This window comes from Arsenicicoccus cauae, assembly GCF_009707125.1.
GTDB classification, from domain to species: Bacteria; Actinomycetota; Actinomycetes; order Actinomycetales; family Dermatophilaceae; genus Arsenicicoccus; species Arsenicicoccus cauae.
Map to the genome: position 1 here is coordinate 170,085 of NZ_WLVL01000040.1, position 17,326 is coordinate 187,410.

Consider the following 17,326-nt stretch of genomic DNA (forward strand, 5'->3'; position numbering starts at 1 on the left):
ATGGCTCGGGCGGCAGCGCCGTTGACGCGGCTGCCCCGCGTGGTGATCGCCGCCCCCGGGTCGGGCAGCGGCAAGACCATGCTGACCACCGGGATCCTGGCGGCGCTCACCCGCCGCGGTGTTGTCGTGTCGCCGCACAAGGTGGGGCCGGACTACATCGACCCCGGCTACCACGCGGCGGCATGCGGGCGGGTCGGCCGCAACCTCGACGCGCACCTGCAGGGCGTCGAGCGGATCGTGCCGCTGCTGCTGCACGGCGCGCTGACCCCCGAGCCGGCCGACGTGGCCGTCATCGAGGGCGTCATGGGGCTCTTCGACGGGCAGCTGGGCGGACGCGGCTTCGCCTCGACGGCCCATGTGGCGCAGCTGACCTCGTCGCCGGTCGTCCTCGTCGTGGACGGCGCGCACACCTCGCGCTCGGTGGGCGCGACGGTCCTGGGCTTCTCCCGCTACGACCCCGGGGTGCGGATCGACGGCGTCATCCTCAACAACATCGCCTCCGCGCGGCACGAGGCGGAGGCGCGAGACGGCATCGAGGAGACCGGGATCCCGGTCATCGGCTGCGTCCCGCGGGTGCCCGAGGTCGTCGTGCCGTCGCGTCACCTGGGGCTCGTCCCCGCCGCCGAACGCTCGCCCGAGGCCGCCGCCGCCGTGGACGCCCTCGCCGACATGGTCAGCGCCCACGTCGACCTGGATGCGTTGCTCGAGGTCGCCGGTGCCGCAACGGATCTGGCAGGGGAGCCTTGGTCGCCGTCCGCGGCGCTGGGCGCCCTCGCAGCCCCCGCCGGATCGCGCGGTGGGGTCGCCGTCGCCGGGGGTCGAGCCTTCACCTTCGGGTATGCCGAGACCACCGAGCTCCTCGCCGCCGCCGGGCTGTCCGTCGAGGTCTTCGACCCGCTGGTGGACACCGAGCTCCCCTCTGGTGTCTCAGGACTCGTGGTCGGGGGCGGCTTCCCCGAGGTGCACGCCGTCGACCTCGCCGCCAACCGCTCTCTGCTGCAGTCGATCCGGTCGCTGGCGGCGGGCGGGGCCCCGGTCTCGGCCGAGTGCGCCGGGTTGCTCTACCTCGGGCAGACGCTGGACGGGCACGCGATGGCCGGGGTGCTGCCCACGCGCGCTGAGTTCGGGCGCCGGCTCACCCTCGGCTACCGCTCCGCCGTGGCGCTGACCGACTCGGTGCTCGCGCCCGCCGGGACCCGGGTGACCGGGCACGAGTTCCACCGCACCCAGGTCGTGGCGGCCGACGGGGACGCGCAACCCGCCTGGGCGTGGGCCGACCGCGACGGCGGATCTCGCGTCGAGGGTGTCGTCCAGGGCACCGTCCACGCGAGCTACCTGCACGTCCACTGGGCCGGGCAGCCCCACCTCGCCCGGCGGTTCGTGGAGGCGGTGGTCTCGTGACCGGAGCGGGCGACCCGGGGCACCACGGGGACGTGGAGGCGCGAGGCGCGCGGCTGGACCTCGCGGTCAACGTCGCGGTGGCGCAGCCGCCGGCGTTCGTCGCCGAGGCCATCGTCCGCGAGGTCCCACGCCTAGCCGCCTACCCCGACCCCACCGCAGCCACCGAGACCCTGGCCGCCGAGCTCGGTGTCCCCGCCGGGTGCGTCCTGCTGACCAACGGGTCCGCCGAGGCCTTCACCCTCGTCGCCCGCCTCCGCCCCTGGCGCGAACCCCTCGTCGTGGAGCCGCAGTTCACCGAGCCGGCGGAGGCGCTGCGGCACGCCGGCACGCCTGCCACCGCGCACCTCCTCGACCCGGCCACCGGGTGGGCGGTGGACGGCGCGTCCGTCCCCGCCGCGGCCGACCTCGTGGTCGTCGGCAACCCGACCAACCCCACCTCCCGACTGCACCCCCGCGAGCAGATCCTGCGGCTCGTGGACACCGCCACCACCCCCGACGACCGGGTGCTGCTCGTCGACGAGGCCTTCCTCGACGTCTCGACCGACCCCGCCCAGACGGTCGTGCCCGACGCCGCCTGCCGCACCGCGGGCGACCGCACCATCCTCGTCACCGGCAGCCTCACCAAGACCTTTGGCCTGGCGGGCCTGCGTGCCGGCTACGTCGTGGGGCCGGAGCGCGAGATCGACCGGCTCCGACGCCTCCAGCCGCACTGGTCGGTCAACGCGCTGGCCCTCGCTGCCGTCCTCACGGTCTGCACCCCGCGGGGCCGCGACTTCCGCGACGAGCAGCGAGCCCGCTTGCGCGCCAACGCGTCCCACCTCGCCGCCACCCTGCGCGCGTGTGGCCTGCACGTCCCCGTCGATCCTGACGGGCCCTTCGTCCTGGCCCAGCACCCCCGCGCGGCCAGCCTGCGAGAGGGCCTGCGCGCCACCGGGATCGCCGTCCGCCGGGCCGACACCTTCTGGGGCCTGGACGACACCTGGTTGCGGTTCGCCGCGCGAGACAGCGGCCCGGTCGACGAGCTGGCGGCCGGCATACGACAGATCGAGGAGGAGATCCGATGAGCTCCAACGCCTTTGACCGGGCCGGCCGTGAGGCTGTCTATGACGTCATCCGCGAGCGGCGCGACATCCGCTCCACCTTCACGATGGACCCGATCGACGACGCCACGCTGACCCGCGTCCTCACCGCCGCGCACATGGCGCCGAGCGTGGGGTTCAGCCAGCCGTGGGACTTCGTGCTGATCCGCGACGAGGAGCGGCGCCGGCGCGTCCAGCGGCTGGCGCAGCGGCAGCGGGACGAGTTCGCCGCGAGCCTGCCGAGCGATCGTCAGCGGATGTTCGACGGGCTCAAGATCGAGGCCATCTGCTCCACGCCCCTCAACGTCGTCGTCACCTGCGACCCGACCCGCGGCGGTCCGCACACCATCGGCCGGCACGCCGACCCGCGGATGACGAGCTTCTCCACGGCCACCGCCGTGCAGAACCTCTGGCTCGCCGCCCGCGCCGAGGGCCTCGGCGTCGGCTGGGTCAGCTTCTTCGACCCGCACGAGCTGGCCCGCGAGCTGGCGCTGCCCGAGCACCTCGAGGTCGTCGCCTACCTGTGCGTCGGGCACGTCAGCGCGTTCCCGCCCGCCCCCGAGCTGCAGACGACGGGCTGGGCCCGCCGTCGGCCCCTCGCGTGGGCCGTGCATGATGAGACCTGGTCCACCCGCACCCTGCCCGGAGGAGTCCCCGTGTCGCTGCTCGACGAGACCATCGCCGCCATCACCCCCGCCGACGCGACGGTCCTCGAGCAGGCGCAGGCGCGGCAGGCCCAGCTGACCAAGCCACCGGGCGCCATGGGCCTGCTCGAGTCCACGGGGGAGCGCGTCGCCGCCGCGACCGGGGAGTGGCCACCGCACATCCCCTCGCCGGTCGCGCTGGCGGTCTTCGCCGGCGACCACGGGGTGCAGGCGCACGGCGTCTCCCCGTGGCCGCAGGAGGTGTCGGTGCAGATGGCGGTCAACATCGCGACGGGTGGCGCCGTGTGCAACGCCGCCGCCCGCCAGGTCGGCGCCGAGGTCGACGTCGTCGACGTGGGCCTGGCCGCGGACCTGCCCGCCATGCCGCACCTGCTCGTCCGCAAGGTCGCGCGCGGCACGGCCGACCTGTCCGAGGGCCCGGCCATGACCGCCGAGCAGGTCCACCAGGCCATCGAGGTGGGCATCGACGTCGCCCGCGACCTGGTCGCGCAGGGCAACCGCCTCCTGCTGGCCGGCGAGGTCGGCATCGGCAACACGACGCCCGCGGCCGCCCTCGTCTCGGTCTTCACCGGTCGCGCCCCCGAGGAGGTCACCGGCCGCGGGGCAGGACTGGACGAGGCCGGTCGCGCCGCCAAGGTCGCCGTCGTCGAGCGTGCCATCGCCACCAACGGTGCCACCCGCGAGGACCCGCTCGCGGCCCTCGCCGCCGTCGGAGGCCTGGAGCACGCCGCCATCGTCGGCTTCCTGCTCGCGGCCGCCGCCGAGCGCACCCCCGTCGTCCTCGACGGCGTCATCGTCTGCTCGGCCGCGCTGGTGGCCCAGGCCCTCGCACCCGACTGCGTCGACTACTTCGTCGCCGGGCACGCCGGCGTCGAGCCCGGCATCCTCGCGGCGCTGTCGACCCTCGGTCTGGAGGCGCTGGTCGACCTGGACCTGCGCCTCGGCGAAGGCAGCGGCGCCGCCCTCGCCGTCCCGCACGTGCAGCTGGCCGTGCGCATGCTGACCGAGGTCGCGACCTTCGAGTCGGCCGGGGTGAGCGGCAAGGACGCCGAGGCGCACGCATGACGGCACCGACCTGGCGGCTCGCCGGCGTCCCCGTCCTGGTGGCCGGCGGTGGGCCCGGCGCCCTCGTCGAGGTGGTGCGGCTGCGCGAGCGGGGGGCCGACGTCACGGTCGTCGCGCACGAGCTCGTCCCCGCGCTGGAGGACCTCGTGGACCGTGGTCTGGTCGCGCGGGGCGCTGACGTGACGGAGGCCGACCTCGTGCGCGCCTCGCGCCTGGTCGTCGACGCCCGCGACCGGACGGAGCAGGGCGAGGGACCCGACGTCCTGGCCCTCGCCGCGGAGGCGGGCGTCCCGGCATACGGCCTCCAGGGGACCGACCAGGTGACGGGCGCGCAGGGCCCGGCCGGCACGGGCTCGGTCGTCCTGGTCGGTGGCGGCCCCGGGGACCCCGGTCTGCTCACCAGGCGGGGGTATGACGCCCTGCGGGCGGCCGACGTCGTCGTCACGGACCGTCTGGCGCCGGTGAGCCTGCTGTCCGAGCTGGCGGCCCACGTCGAGGTGATCGACGTGTCCAAGATCCCGCGAGGCCGGTTCACCCCGCAGGAGGAGATCAATCGTGTGATCGTCGAGCAGGCCCTGCGGGGGCGCCGCGTCGTGCGGTTCAAGGGCGGGGACTCGTTCGTGTTCGGGCGCGGCTACGAGGAGGTGCTGGCCTGCCGGGAGGCGGGCGTGCCGGTGGAGGTCGTCCCGGGCGTCACCTCGGCGGTGTCCGTCCCCGAGCTGGCCGGCATCCCGGTCACCAATCGCGGCACGGTGCAGGGCTTCACCGTCGTCAGCGGCCACGCGGCGCCGGACGACCCCCGCAGCTCCGTCGACTGGGACGCCCTGGCGCGGGCCGGCACGACGATCGTCGTGCTCATGGGCGTCGAGACCCTGCCACGGATCGCCGGGGCCCTGCTGGCGGCCGGCCGCGAGCCCCGGACGCCCGTCGCCTGCGTCATGGACGGCGGGCTTCCCTCGATGCGCACCGTCCGCACGACCCTGGGCGCCCTGCGCGACGAGGGGGTGCCGGAGGGCCTGGTGCCCCCGGCAGTGACGGTCGTGGGCGAAGTCGCCGCGCTGTCGTGACCCGCGGCGCGCGCCGTCAGCCGGACTACCTCTCCCGACTAGGGTTGGCGGCATGAGCACCGACGCCTACACCTGGTCCTACCTCGACGCCGACGGCCGCCCGACGACCTCCGACGCGCTGCCGGCGCTGACCTTCCCCAGCCAGGGCGAGGCCGAGGCGTGGTTCGCAGAGGAGTGGGAGGAGGTCAGGGCCGCCGGCGTCGACGCGGTGGCCCTGCTGCGCGGCGAGGACGTCGTCTACGGCCCCATGTCGCTGCAGGCGATGGGGGAGTGACGGTGCCTGACCTGCTGCCTGCCGACCTCGCCCGCACCCTGCAGCACCTGGTGGGCACCGCGCAGCTCGAGTGGCGCAGCCCCGGCGTGAGCGCGGGCGTGGTGCGCGACGGGCGGCTCGTCTGGTCCACCCACGTGGGCTCTGCCCGCCTGGACGTCGACGCCGGCACCCCCGGCCCCAGCGCCCACGACGACACGCAGTTCCTCATCGGCTCGGTCACCAAGACCTTCAGCGCCGTCACGATCATGGCCCTGCGCGACCGGGGTCGGCTGTCGGTGGAGGACACGCTGGAGGACCTGCTGCCCGGGACGCCGTTCGGCGACCTGACGATCCGGTCGCTGCTCGCCCACGCGTCGGGCCTGCAGCGCGAGCCGGTCGGCCACCTGTGGGAGTCCTTCGAGGCGCCCGACGAGGACGCCCTCTTGAGTGACCTGGTCCGGGCCGAGCGCGTGCTGCCGCCCCAGCGGGCGTTCCACTACTCCAACCTCGCCTACGCCCTGCTCGGGCAGGTCATCTCCCGGGTCGAGGAGCGCCCCTGGGAGGACGTGGTGCGAGAGGTGGTGCTCGAGCCGCTCGGTATGACGCGCACCGGCCTCGTCCCGGACGAGCAGGACCGGGCGCACGGCTACCAGATCCACCCGCACGCCCGCACCGCCACCCTCGAGCCGGTCATCGACCTGCGCGCCACCGCGCCGCTCGGGGGCCTCTGGTCGACCGTGGCCGACCTCGGCCGCTACGCCGCGTTCTGCTCCGACGCGGGGCGGTTCGACGTCCTGGCTCCGGAGACGATCGCCGAGATGTGTAGCCCGGTGATCATGGCCGACCCCGAGGACTGGACCACCGGCCAGGGCCTCGGCTTCGGACTCTTCCGCCGGGGCGAGCGCGTGCTCGCCGGCCACGGGGGCGCCATGCCCGGCTTCCTCACCGGCCTGCGCTTCCGGCCCCGTGACCGGGTGGGGGCCGTGGTCTTCGCCAATGCGACGTCCGGCCCCTCGCCGCTGGTCCTGGCCACCGACCTGCTGTGCGCCCTGCTGGACCACGAGCCCACCACGCCCGGCGTCTGGACGCCCTCACCGCGGGACGACGAGCGCGACGCCCTGCTGGGTCGCTGGTGGTGCGAGGGATCGCCCCTCGACTTCGAGGTGCGGGGCGACGCCCTGTGGTCCACGATGCCAGGCTCGCGCGGGATGCTCGACGACACGCGTTACGAGCAGGTGGACCGGGACCTCTACCGCGCGGTCGAGGGGCGCGAGCGCGGCGAGCTGCTGGAGGTCGTCCGCGCCGACGACGGGCGGATCCGCAAGCTCTACTTCGCGACCTACGCCGTCACCCGCGAGCCGCTCGCCTTCGCCGACCTGGAGGCGTGACCGGTCACAGGACGGGGCCGCGGCCCTCCCCGCGCCGACCCACGAGGTGCATCAACGTGCCCGCCCGCCGGTAGGGCTCGGTGCGGCCGAGGCGCTCCTCCATGTCGAGGATCGCGGCCAGCTCGGCCGGGTCCGCGGGCACCGGGGTGTCGATGGCGACGCCGTCGCTGAACGTCCGTATGCCGTACCAGTACTCCAGCGAGCACCGGATCCCGCCGAAGAACGCCCCGAGGCGCTCCAGGGAGTCCGCCCGGCACTCGACCCCGAGCTCGTTGGTGTAGCGCGGGTCGCGGCGCTCCCAGGCCGACCGCTCGACCTCGTCGAGCAGGGCGGTGGCGCGGGCGAAGTCCCCCCGCTGCACGTGCCGCCAGGCCATGGCGCCGGCGTTGCGTGCGACGACCGACACGATGCCGTCGACGTGGACGCGGCGTCCGAGCGCGCGCAGAGCGGGGTTGGGGTCCTCGACATACATCAGGACGCCGTGGCAGAGCACGGCGTCGAAGGTGCGGCCCTCCAGGCCGGGGACGGCGTCCAGCGTCTCCAGGGAGCCGTCCAGCACCCGCAGCCGCGCACGGACGCTCGAGGGCTCCTGGGCCAGAGCGGTCCCGCAGACCGCCCGCATCTCGGGGTCGGGCTCCACGGCCACGACCTCGTAGCCGTCGCGCGCCAGCTGGATCGCCTGCGTCCCCTGGCCCGCCCCGACGTCGAGGACGGTGGCGGGGGGCAGGGTCAGGTGCACCGCGAGCTGCCGCCGGACGAGCTCCTGGCGCACCACGTTGCGCAGCAGGCCCTGCCGGTCGAGCCAGTGCCCGCGACCCCGGCCGAAGCCCGCTCCGGTCACCGGGGGTGCTGGCCCCGCTTGACCTGGGGGCGCGGGACGCGCGTGGGGCGCAGCTGGAAGGCCCGCATGCCGGAGTAGAAGCCGGCTCGGGGAGGCCAGATCTCGCCCGGGTGGGTGGCCGCGAACTTCCGCTTCATCGCGTAGTGCACGATCGTCTGCTCGACGATCCCCAGCAGGATGACGCCGTAGGTCAGGACCATCACCGCGGTGATCAGGGCCGGGTTCTTGAACTGCCCGACCAGCAGCGACAGGACCATCGCCACGATGAGCGCGGGCATCGTGAACTCCGCGATGTTCCATCGCGCGTCGACGTAGTCGCGCATGTAGCGACGCGCCACGCCCCGGTCGCGGGGGAGCAGCGCCCACTCCTCGCCGCGCATCATGGCCTGCTGCTGCTTGGCGCGCTCCTCGCGCGACGCGGCCCGGTCGCGCTGGGCCGCGGCCTTGCGGTCGGTCTCGATCAGCGGGCGCCGCCGGGCGGCCTCGGCCTCGCGCCGCTTGGGCGTGGGGCGGTTCTTGGCCCCGGGGCGGTCCTGGTGGGCCTGCTCCTCGAGCTGCTCGAGGGTCGCTGCCTCGGTCTTCTTGCGTCCTAGCACGAGGGTCAGCCTATCCGCCCGCACCTCCGCTGGGCCTCACGGCTCACAGGCGCTCGCTCGTCCGACGGTAGGCTCGGGCTGCCGACCGCCCCGCTGAATGGAGTCCTCGCATGTCCGTCCGTCCCGTCGTCATCTACGGCGAGCCCGTGCTGCACCGTCGCGCGGAGGCGGTGACCGAGTTCGACGACGCCCTCCGGGGACTGGTCGAGGACATGTACGCGACGATGGACGCGGCCAACGGCGTGGGCCTCGCGGCCCCCCAGATCGGTGTGGGGCTGCGGATCTTCACCTACGAGATGGACAACGAGGACGGGGTGCCTCGGCGCGGGGTGGTGGTCAACCCCGTGGTCACGACCTCCGGCAAGCCGTCCGACGACCCGGATCCGCACGACGACGCGGAGGGCTGCCTGTCGGTCCCCGGCGAGTCCTTCCCCCTGGTCCGGCCCCAGCGCGCGCACGTCATCGGCCAGGACCTCGACGGCAACCGGGTCGAGTGGGACGCGACCGGCTGGTTCGCCCGATGCATGCAGCACGAGTACGACCACCTCAACGGCACCCTGTACGTCGACCGGCTCGAGGGCCGCTGGGCCCGCAAGGGCAAGCGCATGCTCAAGGCCAACGGCTGGAACGTCCCCGGCCTGACCTGGATGCCGGGGGTCGACGCGGATCCCTTCGGCCACGACGCCCCGGGTGCCGTCGGCGACGGTGACGGCGACGCCGACGGTCATGGTGGTGTCGAGGGGGACCAGCCGGCCGAGGGGACGACCGTCGCGGAGGGCGGGGGGACCGGGCGGCCGTGAGGGTCCTCGTCGCCCCCAGCGCCTACCGCGGCACCCTGACCGCCGCCCAGGCCGCCGACGCGATCGCCGAGGGCTGGCGGCGGGCCGCGCCCCACGACGAGGTGCTGGCCCTCCCGCTGTCGGACGGCGGGGAGGGTTTCGTCGACGTGCTGAGCGCGCTCGCCGGTGCTCGCCCCCTGGCCACCACGGTGCGCGGGCCCCTCGGCGACCAGGTCCCCGGGGTCGTGCTGCTGCTCGAGGGCCCGTCGGGGACGATCGCGTATGTCGAGGCCGCCCAGGCCTGCGGTCCCGCCCTCCTGCCGGCCGACCGGCGCGACCCGCGACGCGCCTCGTCGTACGGCGTCGGCCAGCTCGTACGCGAGTCGGTCGCCGCGGGGGCCTCGCGGGTGGTCATCGGCGTGCGCGACCTGCTGTGCAACGACGGCGGCTACGGCTTCTGGTCCGCGCTGGCCGGGCGACCGGCTCCAGGGACCCAGGAAGACGCTCTACCTGACGTCGAGGTCGAGGACTGGGGCTGGCTGCACCAGCTGCGTCGATCCCTGGTCGAGGTGCAGCTCGTCGTGGCAACGCCCGACGAGCTGCCCCTGCTGGGTCTACAGGGCACCTCGGCGCAGCAGAGCCCTGCTCGCGGGGCCACGCCCGAGCAGGCCCAGGCGTTGGAGGGGAGGCTCGGGGCCCTCGTCGACGCCGTGGGTCGCGTCCTCCCCGGCCCCACCGATCTGCTGACCGGCCGTAGGCGCCGCCTCGACAAGCTCACGGGCGCGGGCGCCGGAGGGGGCCTCGGCTACGGCGTGCTGGTGCTCGGCGGCTCCATCCAGCCGGTGGGCGAGACCCTCGCCGCGGCGCTGGACCTGGACGGCGCCGTCGCGGCCTGCGACCTGGTCGTCACGGGGGAGGGTCGACTGGACTGGGCGAGCCTGCGGGGCCGGGTGGCGGCGGTGGTCGGCGAGACGGCGCTGCGCCACGCGCGTCCCGCGATCGTCATACCCGGTCAGAGCCTCGTCGGTCGGCGCGAGTGCGCAGCGATCGGCGTGACCGGCATCTATCCCGTCGCCGACACGCTGACGGCCGTGCCGCGGTCGATGGCCGACCCCGCGGGCACCCTCTCGGCCAGGGCCACACGCGTCGCGCGCACCTGGTCACCGGCCCCACCGTCACCGGCGACGGGCTGACGTCGTCGTCCGTGCCCGCCCGGGGAGCGGCCCTGGTCGATGCGCACGGCGCGCCCGGGAAGTTTCCGGGAACACGATCCGGTGTGCGAAGGTTGTTGTTCGTATCCCGCCGACCTGTGCGGGGGATCCCGAACCATGGAGGAGACTGCTCATGAGTCTTCAGGACGACACCCAGACGCGCGCGGACTCGGTCACCGCTGCCACGCACGGGGTGCAGCTCACCGACGTCGCCGCCGTCAAGGTCAAGAGCCTGCTCGAGCAGGAGGGGCGCGACGACCTCCGGCTGCGCGTGGGCGTGCAGCCCGGCGGCTGCTCCGGCCTCATCTACCAGCTGTACTTCGACGAGCGCACCCTCGACGGTGACCTCGTGCGCGACTTCGACGGTGTCGAGGTCGTCGTGGACCGGATGAGCGCTCCGTACCTCGACGGCGCCTCGATCGACTTCGCCGACACGATCGAGAAGCAGGGCTTCACGATCGACAACCCCAACGCCGGTAGCAGCTGCGCGTGCGGGGACTCGTTCAGCTGATCGGTCCCGTCGGCAGCGTCCGGCGACCACGAGGGGGCGGCACCGCATCGCGCGGCGCCGCCCCCTCGTCGCGTGCGGGGTAGGGTCTGCCCGTGCAGATCGTCGTCACCGGGTCCATCGCGACCGACCACCTCATGACCTTCCAGGGCCGATTCGCGGACTCGCTCCTGGTCGAGCAGCTGGACAAGATCTCGGTCTCCTTCCTCGCCGACAGCCTCGACGTGCGACGGGGAGGGGTGGGGGCCAACATCTCCTTCGGCCTGGCGGCCCTCGGGCAGCGCCCGGTCCTCGTGGACGCCGTCGGCAAGGACTTCGAGGACTACCGGACGTGGCTGGTCGACCACGGGGTGGACTGCGACCACGTCCACCGTTCGCACGACCAGCACACCGCCCGGTTCGTGTGCACCACCGACCGAGACCTGGCCCAGATGGCGACCTTCTACGCGGGCGCGATGAACGAAGGCAGCCGCATCGACCTGGCGCAGGTCGTGGCGGCGCTCGGGACCGTCGACCTGGTGGTGATCGCCCCCAGCGACCCGGAGCGGATGACCCGACATACCCAGCAGTGCCGCGAGCTCGACATCCCCTTCGCCGCCGACCCCTCCCAGCAGCTGGCCTTCATGGACGGCCCGGCCATCCGCGAGCTGATCGACGGGGCGCACTACCTGTTCACCAACGAGTACGAGCTGCACCTGGCGGCGCAGAAGACCGGCTGGACCGTCGACGAGATCACCGACCGGGTGCGGGTGCGCGTCACCACCAGGGGCAAGGACGGCGCCGAGATCATCGCCCGCGGGCAGGAGCCCGTGCGCGTGCCGGCCGCGCTCACCGAGCAGGTGGTGGACCCCACGGGCGTCGGAGACGCCTTCCGGGCCGGCTTCCTCGCCGGCGTCGCGGCGGGGCTCGGCCACGAGCGGTCCGCCCAGCTGGGGTCCATGCTCGCGACCCACGTCCTCGAGACGACGGGCACGCAGGAGTACCACCTCGACCACGACGGCTTCTACGCCCGCCTGGCCGGCGTCTACGGCCAGGAGGCGGCGGACGAGCTGGCCGGGGCCGTCACGGTGCGGTGACACCTCCGGTCGAGCCGCCGCCGAGCCCCTGGCGCCTTACCCTGGAGGGCGCCGAGCCGGGCGAGGACGTCGTGGGCGTGGGCGCGGACCTGGGGCCCGGCACGCTGCTGGCGGCCTACCGGGCAGGGATGTTCCCCATGGGGCTGGGGGACGGCGGTCGCGGCCCGCTGGGCTGGTGGTCGCCCGACCCGCGAGGCGTGCTCGAGGTGACGGACCTGCGCGTCACCCGCTCCCTGCGTCGTTCCTGCCGCCGGCTGCAGGTGCGGGTTGACACGGCGTTCGACGACGTAGTGGCGGGGTGTGCGGACCCGTCCCGCTCCGGGCGGTGGATCACCCCGGCCGTCGCCCGGGCCTACGCCGAGCTGCACCGTCTCGGCTGGGCGCACAGCGTCGAGGCGTGGGACGGCGACCAGCTCGTGGGCGGGTTGTACGGCATCGCCGTCGGGGGCCTGTTCGCGGGGGAGTCGATGTTCCACCGCAGCACGGACGCCTCCAAGGTCGCGCTCGTCGGTCTCGTCGAGCTCCTCGGCGCGGACCTGCCGGACGTGCGGGCGGCCGGCGGCGACCGTCTGGTGGACGTGCAGTGGAGCACCCCGCACCTCGCCGGGCTGGGGGTCAAGGAGGTCTCACGGGCGGACTACCTGGCCCGGCTGCCCCGGCTCCTACGGAGCCGGCTGCCGGACGTATGGCGCTGAGCCGCCGGGGCGTCCGGGGCTGCGGACCGGTGCGGCGAGACTCACATCACGACTCGCCCGACAACGGTTCCGTCCGGCGTGCGGGGAGGCGATCAAGGCCATTCACAGGGTAGTGTTCGGGTGTCGTTCCACCTGTAGGAGTGCTTCACATGTCGGAAGGTGCGTCTGTTGCGCAGGCACAATGACTCATCGCGAGGAACCAAGCGCTCCCGTCTGCTGACGGGCGGCCTGGGGCTTGCGGTCCTGACCACGTTGGTGAGCGGCTGCAGCGAGGCCGCGCAGCGCGGCTTCCTGCCTCAGGGGGCGACCGTCTCCACCGAGCGCATCGAGAACCTCTGGGTCTGGTCGTGGATCGCCGCGTTGGTCGTGGGGTGCATCGTCTGGGGACTCACCATCTACTGCATGGTCGCCTTCCGCCGCAAGAAGTCCGACACGGGCTACCCCGCGCAGCTGCGCTACAACGTCCCGGTCGAGATCTTCTACACCGTGGTGCCGATCCTCATGGTGGGCGTGCTGTTCTACTACACCGCCCGCGACGAGGCCGCCCTCCTGGACACGTCCGAGAAGCCGGACGTCACCGTCAACGTCGTGGGCAAGCAGTGGAGCTGGGACTTCAACTACGTCGAGGCCAACACCTACGAGGCGGGCAAGCAGGCCGCGCTCGACGGCAAGCCCGGCGCCGAGGCGGCTCTGCCCACCCTGGTCCTGCCCGTCGACAAGCGCGTGGAGTTCGTGCTCACGAGCCGCGACGTCATCCACTCCTTCTGGGTGCCGGCCTTCCAGCAAAAGCTGGACATGATCCCGGGGCGGGTCAACAAGTTCCAGGTGGTCCCCGACCGGATCGGCGACTACAAGGGCAAGTGCGCCGAGCTCTGCGGCGCCTACCACTCGGAGATGCTGTTCAACGTCAAGGTCGTCTCACAGGCGGACTACGACAAGCACATCGCCGACCTCAAGGCCTCGGGGCGCACCGGGCAGCTCCCCAACGGCCTCAACCGCGAGAAGCTCGAGCCGACTGAGCAGGCCAAGATCCCGACCACGCAGGGGAGCAGCAACTGATGGCCACCGCAACGACGAGCCGAGCGCCGCACACGCCTCGAGAGATCCGGAGCGAGCGGCGCAAGAAATCCATCGGGACGCAGATCGCCAACATCCTCACGACGACCGACCACAAGCTCATCGGCAACATGTACTTCGTGACCTCGGTCGCGTTCTTCATGCTCGGTGGTCTGCTCGCCCTGCTGATCCGCCTCGAGCTCTTCGGGCCCGGTCTGCAGATCGTGGACAACAAGGAGCAGTTCAACCAGCTGTTCACGATGCACGGCACGATCATGCTGCTGCTGTTCGCGACCCCGCTGTTCGCCGGCTTCGCCAACGCGCTCATCCCGCTCCAGATCGGTGCCCCGGACGTCGCGTTCCCGCGGCTCAATGCGCTGGCCTACTGGATGTACCTCTTCGGCGGCCTCGTCGCCGCCTTCGGCTTCCTGACCCCCAACGGCGCCGCCTCGTTCGGCTGGTTCGCCTACGCGCCGCTGTCCGACGCGAGCTACAGCCCCGGCCTCGGCGGCGACCTGTGGGTCTTCGGCCTTGCCCTCACCGGCTTCGGCACGATCCTCGGTGCGGTCAACTTCATCACGACGATCCTGTGCATGCGCGCGCCGGGCATGACGATGTTCCGCATGTCCGTCTTCACGTGGACCGTCCTGGTGACCTCGCTGCTGGTCATCATGGTCTTCCCGGTCCTGGCCGCGGCGTTGTTCGCCCTGGGTGCCGACCGCAAGTTCGGGTCCTTCATCTTCTCGCCGGAAAACGGCGGCCCCGTCCTGTGGCAGCACCTGTTCTGGTTCTTCGGCCACCCCGAGGTCTACGTCATCGCGCTGCCGTTCTTCGGCATCATCAGCGAGGTCATCCCGGTCTTCTCCCGCAAGCCGATCTTCGGCTACAAGACCCTGGTCTTCGCGACCGTGGCCATCGCCGCGCTGTCGATGTCGGTGTGGGCGCACCACATGTACGTCACGGGCCAGGTGCTGCTGCCCTTCTTCTCCGTCATGACCATGCTCATCGCCGTCCCCACGGGCGTGAAGTTCTTCAACTGGATCGGCACGATGTGGGGAGGGTCCCTGACGTTCGAGACGCCCATGATCTGGGCGATCGGCTTCATCGTGACCTTCTGCTTCGGCGGCCTGACCGGCGTCATCCTGGCCAGCCCGGCCATGGACTTCCACCTGTCCGACTCCTACTTCGTCGTGGCGCACTTCCACTACACGGTGTTCGGCACCGTCGTCTTCGCGATGTTCGCGGGCTTCTACTTCTGGTGGCCCAAGTTCACCGGCAAGATGCTCGACGAGCGACTCGGCAAGATCCACTTCTGGATGCTCTTCGTCGGCTTCCACGGCACCTTCCTCATCCAGCACTGGCTGGGTGTCGAGGGCATGCCGCGCCGCTACGCCGACTACATGCCCGAGGACGGGTTCACGCTCTTCAACCAGATCTCGACCTACTTCGCCGTGATCCTCAGCCTGTCGATGCTGCCCTTCCTCTACAACGTCTGGCACACCGCCCGCACCGCCCCCACGGTGCTGGTCGACGACCCGTGGGGCTACGGCGCGTCGCTGGAGTGGGCGACGTCGTGCCCGCCCCCGCGGCACAACTTCCACAGCATCCCGCGGATCCGTTCCGAGCGCCCCGCCTGGGACCTGCACCACCCGGACGCGGAGGGTGCCCACCCCGAGGCCGACCCGGCCACCATGGAGCGCCTGGGCGCAGACGCTTCGCAGCGTGGGCGAGCCACCGCGACCGCCGCGCACCGAGAGGACCGTCACTGATGCGCACCGCCGTCAAGCTGTTCACGATCCTCGGCTTCTTCTTCCTGCCGGTCGGGATCATCTACGGCTTCGTGACTAGCTGGTCCGAGCCCGTCGGCGTCGTGGCGCTGCTGCTGCTGGTCCCCGAGATGTGGATGTCGGCCTTCTACATCAACGCCACGGCCAAGCGCCTCCCCGGGGTCGGCCCCGAGGACAACCCGCGCGGGGAGATCGCCGACGCCGAGGGGGACTACGGCTTCTTCGCGCCCCGGTCCTGGTGGCCGATCCTGCTGGCGGGTGCCGCGGCCCTGATGTTCATGGGGTTCGCCGTCGGCTGGTGGTTCTTCATCCTGGCTACGGGCCTGGGCATCATCGGGCTGATCGGTTGGGTGTTCGAGTTCTTCCACGGGGAGCACGCGGTCTGACGCCGCCGGTGCAACCTGGCGGGCCCCGGGGACGTCCTGTCCCCGGGGCCCGTTCGCGCACCCCGGCAACCGGCCACCGGCCACCGGCAGGCGGCCTCCCGGCCGAGCGCCGGGCTGCGCGGACACGCCACAGCTCGACCATGATCCAGGCAGCCCGATCGGTCCTGGAGGAGGACCCAGGGCGCTCACGCAGGGGGGGGAACGCTTGACCCGAACGACGCAGACCAGCAGGACCGCCACGCTGGCGGTGAGCCTGGCAGTGATGACGGGGGCCACGACGGCCCTGGCGGGCTGCTCCCGCGCCCAGTCGGGGGCGGGGGAGGCCCGCAGGACGGACGGCAGCCCCGAGCGCCTCACGGAGCGCTGTGGCCCCCTCCACGACCACGCCCGCCGGGGTTGCCCCGGTCAAGGTGACGGTGACCCCCGCGGACGGCGCCCGCGGGGTCGAGCCCGCCGCCTCCGTGACCGTCTCCGCCACCGGCGGTCAGGTCCGGGACGTCGTCGTGACCGACCGGTCCGGGGCTCACGTCCCGGGGACGGTCAAGGACGGCGCCTGGACCCCGCAGCGTCGTCTGGGGCTCGACTCGACCTATTCGGTGCGCTCGGTCGTCAGCCTCTCCGACGGGACCTCTCAAACGGCGTCGTCGTCCTTCCGGACGCTCAAGCCGGCGACCACCGCGAAGTACACGCTCCTGCCCTCCGACGACACGGTGGGAGTCGGCATGCCGGCGATCGTGCAGCTCGCCTCCGCCGTCAAGACCCCGCAGCAGCGCGCCGAGGTCGAGCGCAACGTGGAGATCACCACCGTGCCGGCCGTGGAGGGGTCCTGGGGCTGGCTCGACGACCGCCAGCTGATGTGGCGCCCCAAGGACTACTAGAAGCCGGGCACGCGAGTCACCGTCAACGCCCGGCTCGCGGGCGTGCAGACCGGGGCGGGCAAGTACCTCGTCCGGGACGACACCCGCTCGTTCACCATCGGCCGGTCGCAGGTCAGCACCGTCGACATGAGGACGCACCACATGGCCGTCGTCCGGGACGGCGAGCAGATCAACAACATCCCGGTGACGACCGGCAAGCCGGGGTTCACCACCCGCTCGGGCACCAAGGTGATCATGGAGAAGGTCGGCGCGATGACCATGGACTCCGAGACGGTCGGCATCCCCAAGGGCAGCCCCGAGTACTACAAGCTCGACACGAGGTGGAACATGCGGATCACGTGGACCGGGGAGTTCCTCCACGCCGCACCCTGGTCGCAGTGGGCCCAGGGCAGGCGCAACGTCTCGCACGGCTGCACCAACATGGGCCTCGACGATGCCCGCTGGATGTTCGAGAGCTCCATGGTCGGCGACGTCGTGCGGTTCACGGGCTCGGACCGACCCTTCGAGCCCACAGAGGGCATCGGGGTGTGGCAGTACTCCTGGCCGCAGTGGCAGCAGCAGAGCGCCCTTCGCTGACGACCGGGAGCGGGGGCGC

General features: G+C 72.7%; 18 protein-coding genes. 16 read left to right on the forward strand and 2 right to left on the reverse strand.

Translation table 11 applies throughout. From position 1 onward, the window contains the following. The 6 genes from GGG17_RS12880 to GGG17_RS12905 are packed head-to-tail and all read left to right on the forward strand — an operon-like array spanning position 1 to position 6,918. Entirely contained in the window at positions 1-1,401 is a 1,401-nt protein-coding gene (locus GGG17_RS12880; RefSeq protein WP_154594103.1) for a cobyrinic acid a,c-diamide synthase CobB, read from the forward strand. After that, positions 1,398-2,465, forward strand: coding sequence for an aminotransferase class I/II-fold pyridoxal phosphate-dependent enzyme (locus GGG17_RS12885; protein ID WP_288797652.1), 1,068 nt, complete (start codon positions 1,398-1,400; stop codon positions 2,463-2,465). The genes GGG17_RS12880 and GGG17_RS12885 overlap by 4 nt, the downstream gene beginning before the upstream one ends. Beyond that, positions 2,462-4,210 (forward strand): nicotinate-nucleotide--dimethylbenzimidazole phosphoribosyltransferase, encoded by a 1,749-nt coding sequence (gene cobT / locus GGG17_RS12890; protein ID WP_154594104.1) that lies wholly within the window; start codon positions 2,462-2,464, stop codon positions 4,208-4,210. Before GGG17_RS12885 ends, cobT begins: the two co-directional genes overlap by 4 nt. Next, positions 4,207-5,277, forward strand: coding sequence for a uroporphyrinogen-III C-methyltransferase (cobA, locus tag GGG17_RS12895; RefSeq protein ID WP_154594105.1), 1,071 nt, complete (start codon positions 4,207-4,209; stop codon positions 5,275-5,277). The genes cobT and cobA overlap by 4 nt, the downstream gene beginning before the upstream one ends. 52 nt (positions 5,278-5,329) lie before the next feature. Beyond that, positions 5,330-5,551, forward strand: coding sequence for a hypothetical protein (locus GGG17_RS12900; RefSeq protein WP_154594106.1), 222 nt, complete (start codon positions 5,330-5,332; stop codon positions 5,549-5,551). A 2-nt stretch (positions 5,552-5,553) separates the two neighbouring features. After that, positions 5,554-6,918: a serine hydrolase domain-containing protein gene (locus GGG17_RS12905; protein ID WP_311966670.1), complete on the forward strand. Its 1,365-nt coding sequence runs from the start codon at positions 5,554-5,556 to the stop codon at positions 6,916-6,918. A gap of 4 nt (positions 6,919-6,922) precedes the next feature. On the opposite strand, the gene GGG17_RS12910 is transcribed toward GGG17_RS12905, so the two are convergent. Together GGG17_RS12910 and GGG17_RS12915 are read right to left on the reverse strand one after the other, a co-directional pair. Further along, positions 6,923-7,759: a class I SAM-dependent methyltransferase gene (locus GGG17_RS12910; protein ID WP_311966671.1), complete on the reverse strand. Its 837-nt coding sequence runs from the start codon at positions 7,757-7,759 to the stop codon at positions 6,923-6,925. Then, positions 7,756-8,355, reverse strand: a complete 600-nt coding sequence (locus GGG17_RS12915) for a DUF3043 domain-containing protein (protein ID WP_311966672.1) — start codon at positions 8,353-8,355, stop codon at positions 7,756-7,758. The genes GGG17_RS12910 and GGG17_RS12915 overlap by 4 nt, the downstream gene beginning before the upstream one ends. 110 nt (positions 8,356-8,465) lie before the next feature. On the opposite strand from GGG17_RS12915, the gene def reads away from it, so the two are divergent. The 10 genes from def to GGG17_RS17255 all read left to right on the forward strand — a co-directional run bounded on the left by def (position 8,466) and on the right by GGG17_RS17255 (position 17,307). After that, entirely contained in the window at positions 8,466-9,155 is a 690-nt protein-coding gene (def, locus tag GGG17_RS12920) for a peptide deformylase (RefSeq protein WP_154594107.1), read from the forward strand. Beyond that, positions 9,152-10,327 carry a glycerate kinase gene (locus GGG17_RS12925; RefSeq protein WP_311966673.1) on the forward strand — a complete coding sequence of 392 codons (1,176 nt, stop codon included), beginning with the start codon at positions 9,152-9,154 and terminating at the stop codon, positions 10,325-10,327. The genes def and GGG17_RS12925 overlap by 4 nt, the downstream gene beginning before the upstream one ends. A gap of 151 nt (positions 10,328-10,478) precedes the next feature. Continuing rightward, complete coding sequence (erpA, locus tag GGG17_RS12930; RefSeq protein WP_154594108.1) at positions 10,479-10,856, forward strand: iron-sulfur cluster insertion protein ErpA; 378 nt, start codon at positions 10,479-10,481, stop codon at positions 10,854-10,856. A gap of 92 nt (positions 10,857-10,948) precedes the next feature. After that, positions 10,949-11,929, forward strand: a complete 981-nt coding sequence (locus GGG17_RS12935; RefSeq protein WP_288797644.1) for a carbohydrate kinase family protein — start codon at positions 10,949-10,951, stop codon at positions 11,927-11,929. Next, positions 11,926-12,624: a leucyl/phenylalanyl-tRNA--protein transferase gene (gene aat / locus GGG17_RS12940; RefSeq protein WP_311966674.1), complete on the forward strand. Its 699-nt coding sequence runs from the start codon at positions 11,926-11,928 to the stop codon at positions 12,622-12,624. The genes GGG17_RS12935 and aat overlap by 4 nt, the downstream gene beginning before the upstream one ends. Positions 12,625-12,879: 255 nt before the next feature. Then, positions 12,880-13,683 (forward strand): aa3-type cytochrome oxidase subunit II, encoded by an 804-nt coding sequence (gene ctaC, locus GGG17_RS12945; RefSeq protein WP_311966675.1) that lies wholly within the window; start codon positions 12,880-12,882, stop codon positions 13,681-13,683. Continuing rightward, complete coding sequence (gene ctaD, locus GGG17_RS12950; RefSeq protein ID WP_154594110.1) at positions 13,683-15,449, forward strand: aa3-type cytochrome oxidase subunit I; 1,767 nt, start codon at positions 13,683-13,685, stop codon at positions 15,447-15,449. Before ctaC ends, ctaD begins: the two co-directional genes overlap by 1 nt. Beyond that, positions 15,449-15,853: a cytochrome c oxidase subunit 4 gene (locus GGG17_RS12955; protein ID WP_154594111.1), complete on the forward strand. Its 405-nt coding sequence runs from the start codon at positions 15,449-15,451 to the stop codon at positions 15,851-15,853. The genes ctaD and GGG17_RS12955 overlap by 1 nt, the downstream gene beginning before the upstream one ends. A 365-nt stretch (positions 15,854-16,218) precedes the next feature. Continuing rightward, on the forward strand, positions 16,219-16,731 hold the full coding sequence (locus GGG17_RS17250; RefSeq protein ID WP_154594112.1) for an Ig-like domain-containing protein: 513 nt from the start codon (positions 16,219-16,221) through the stop codon (positions 16,729-16,731). Positions 16,732-16,773: 42 nt separating this feature from the next. Beyond that, positions 16,774-17,307, forward strand: coding sequence for a L,D-transpeptidase (locus GGG17_RS17255; RefSeq protein WP_154594113.1), 534 nt, complete (start codon positions 16,774-16,776; stop codon positions 17,305-17,307). Positions 17,308-17,326 lie beyond the last annotated feature (19 nt).

Coding starts and splice junctions, on each gene's coding strand:
- GGG17_RS12880 (WP_154594103.1), top strand. CDS start 1: ATGGCTCGGGCGGCAGCGCCGTTGACGCGGCTGCCCCGCGTGGTGATC.
- cobT (WP_154594104.1), top strand. CDS start 2,462: ATGAGCTCCAACGCCTTTGACCGGGCCGGCCGTGAGGCTGTCTATGAC.
- cobA (WP_154594105.1), top strand. CDS start 4,207: ATGACGGCACCGACCTGGCGGCTCGCCGGCGTCCCCGTCCTGGTGGCC.
- GGG17_RS12900 (WP_154594106.1), top strand. CDS start 5,330: ATGAGCACCGACGCCTACACCTGGTCCTACCTCGACGCCGACGGCCGC.
- def (WP_154594107.1), top strand. CDS start 8,466: ATGTCCGTCCGTCCCGTCGTCATCTACGGCGAGCCCGTGCTGCACCGT.
- erpA (WP_154594108.1), top strand. CDS start 10,479: ATGAGTCTTCAGGACGACACCCAGACGCGCGCGGACTCGGTCACCGCT.
- ctaD (WP_154594110.1), top strand. CDS start 13,683: ATGGCCACCGCAACGACGAGCCGAGCGCCGCACACGCCTCGAGAGATC.
- GGG17_RS12955 (WP_154594111.1), top strand. CDS start 15,449: ATGCGCACCGCCGTCAAGCTGTTCACGATCCTCGGCTTCTTCTTCCTG.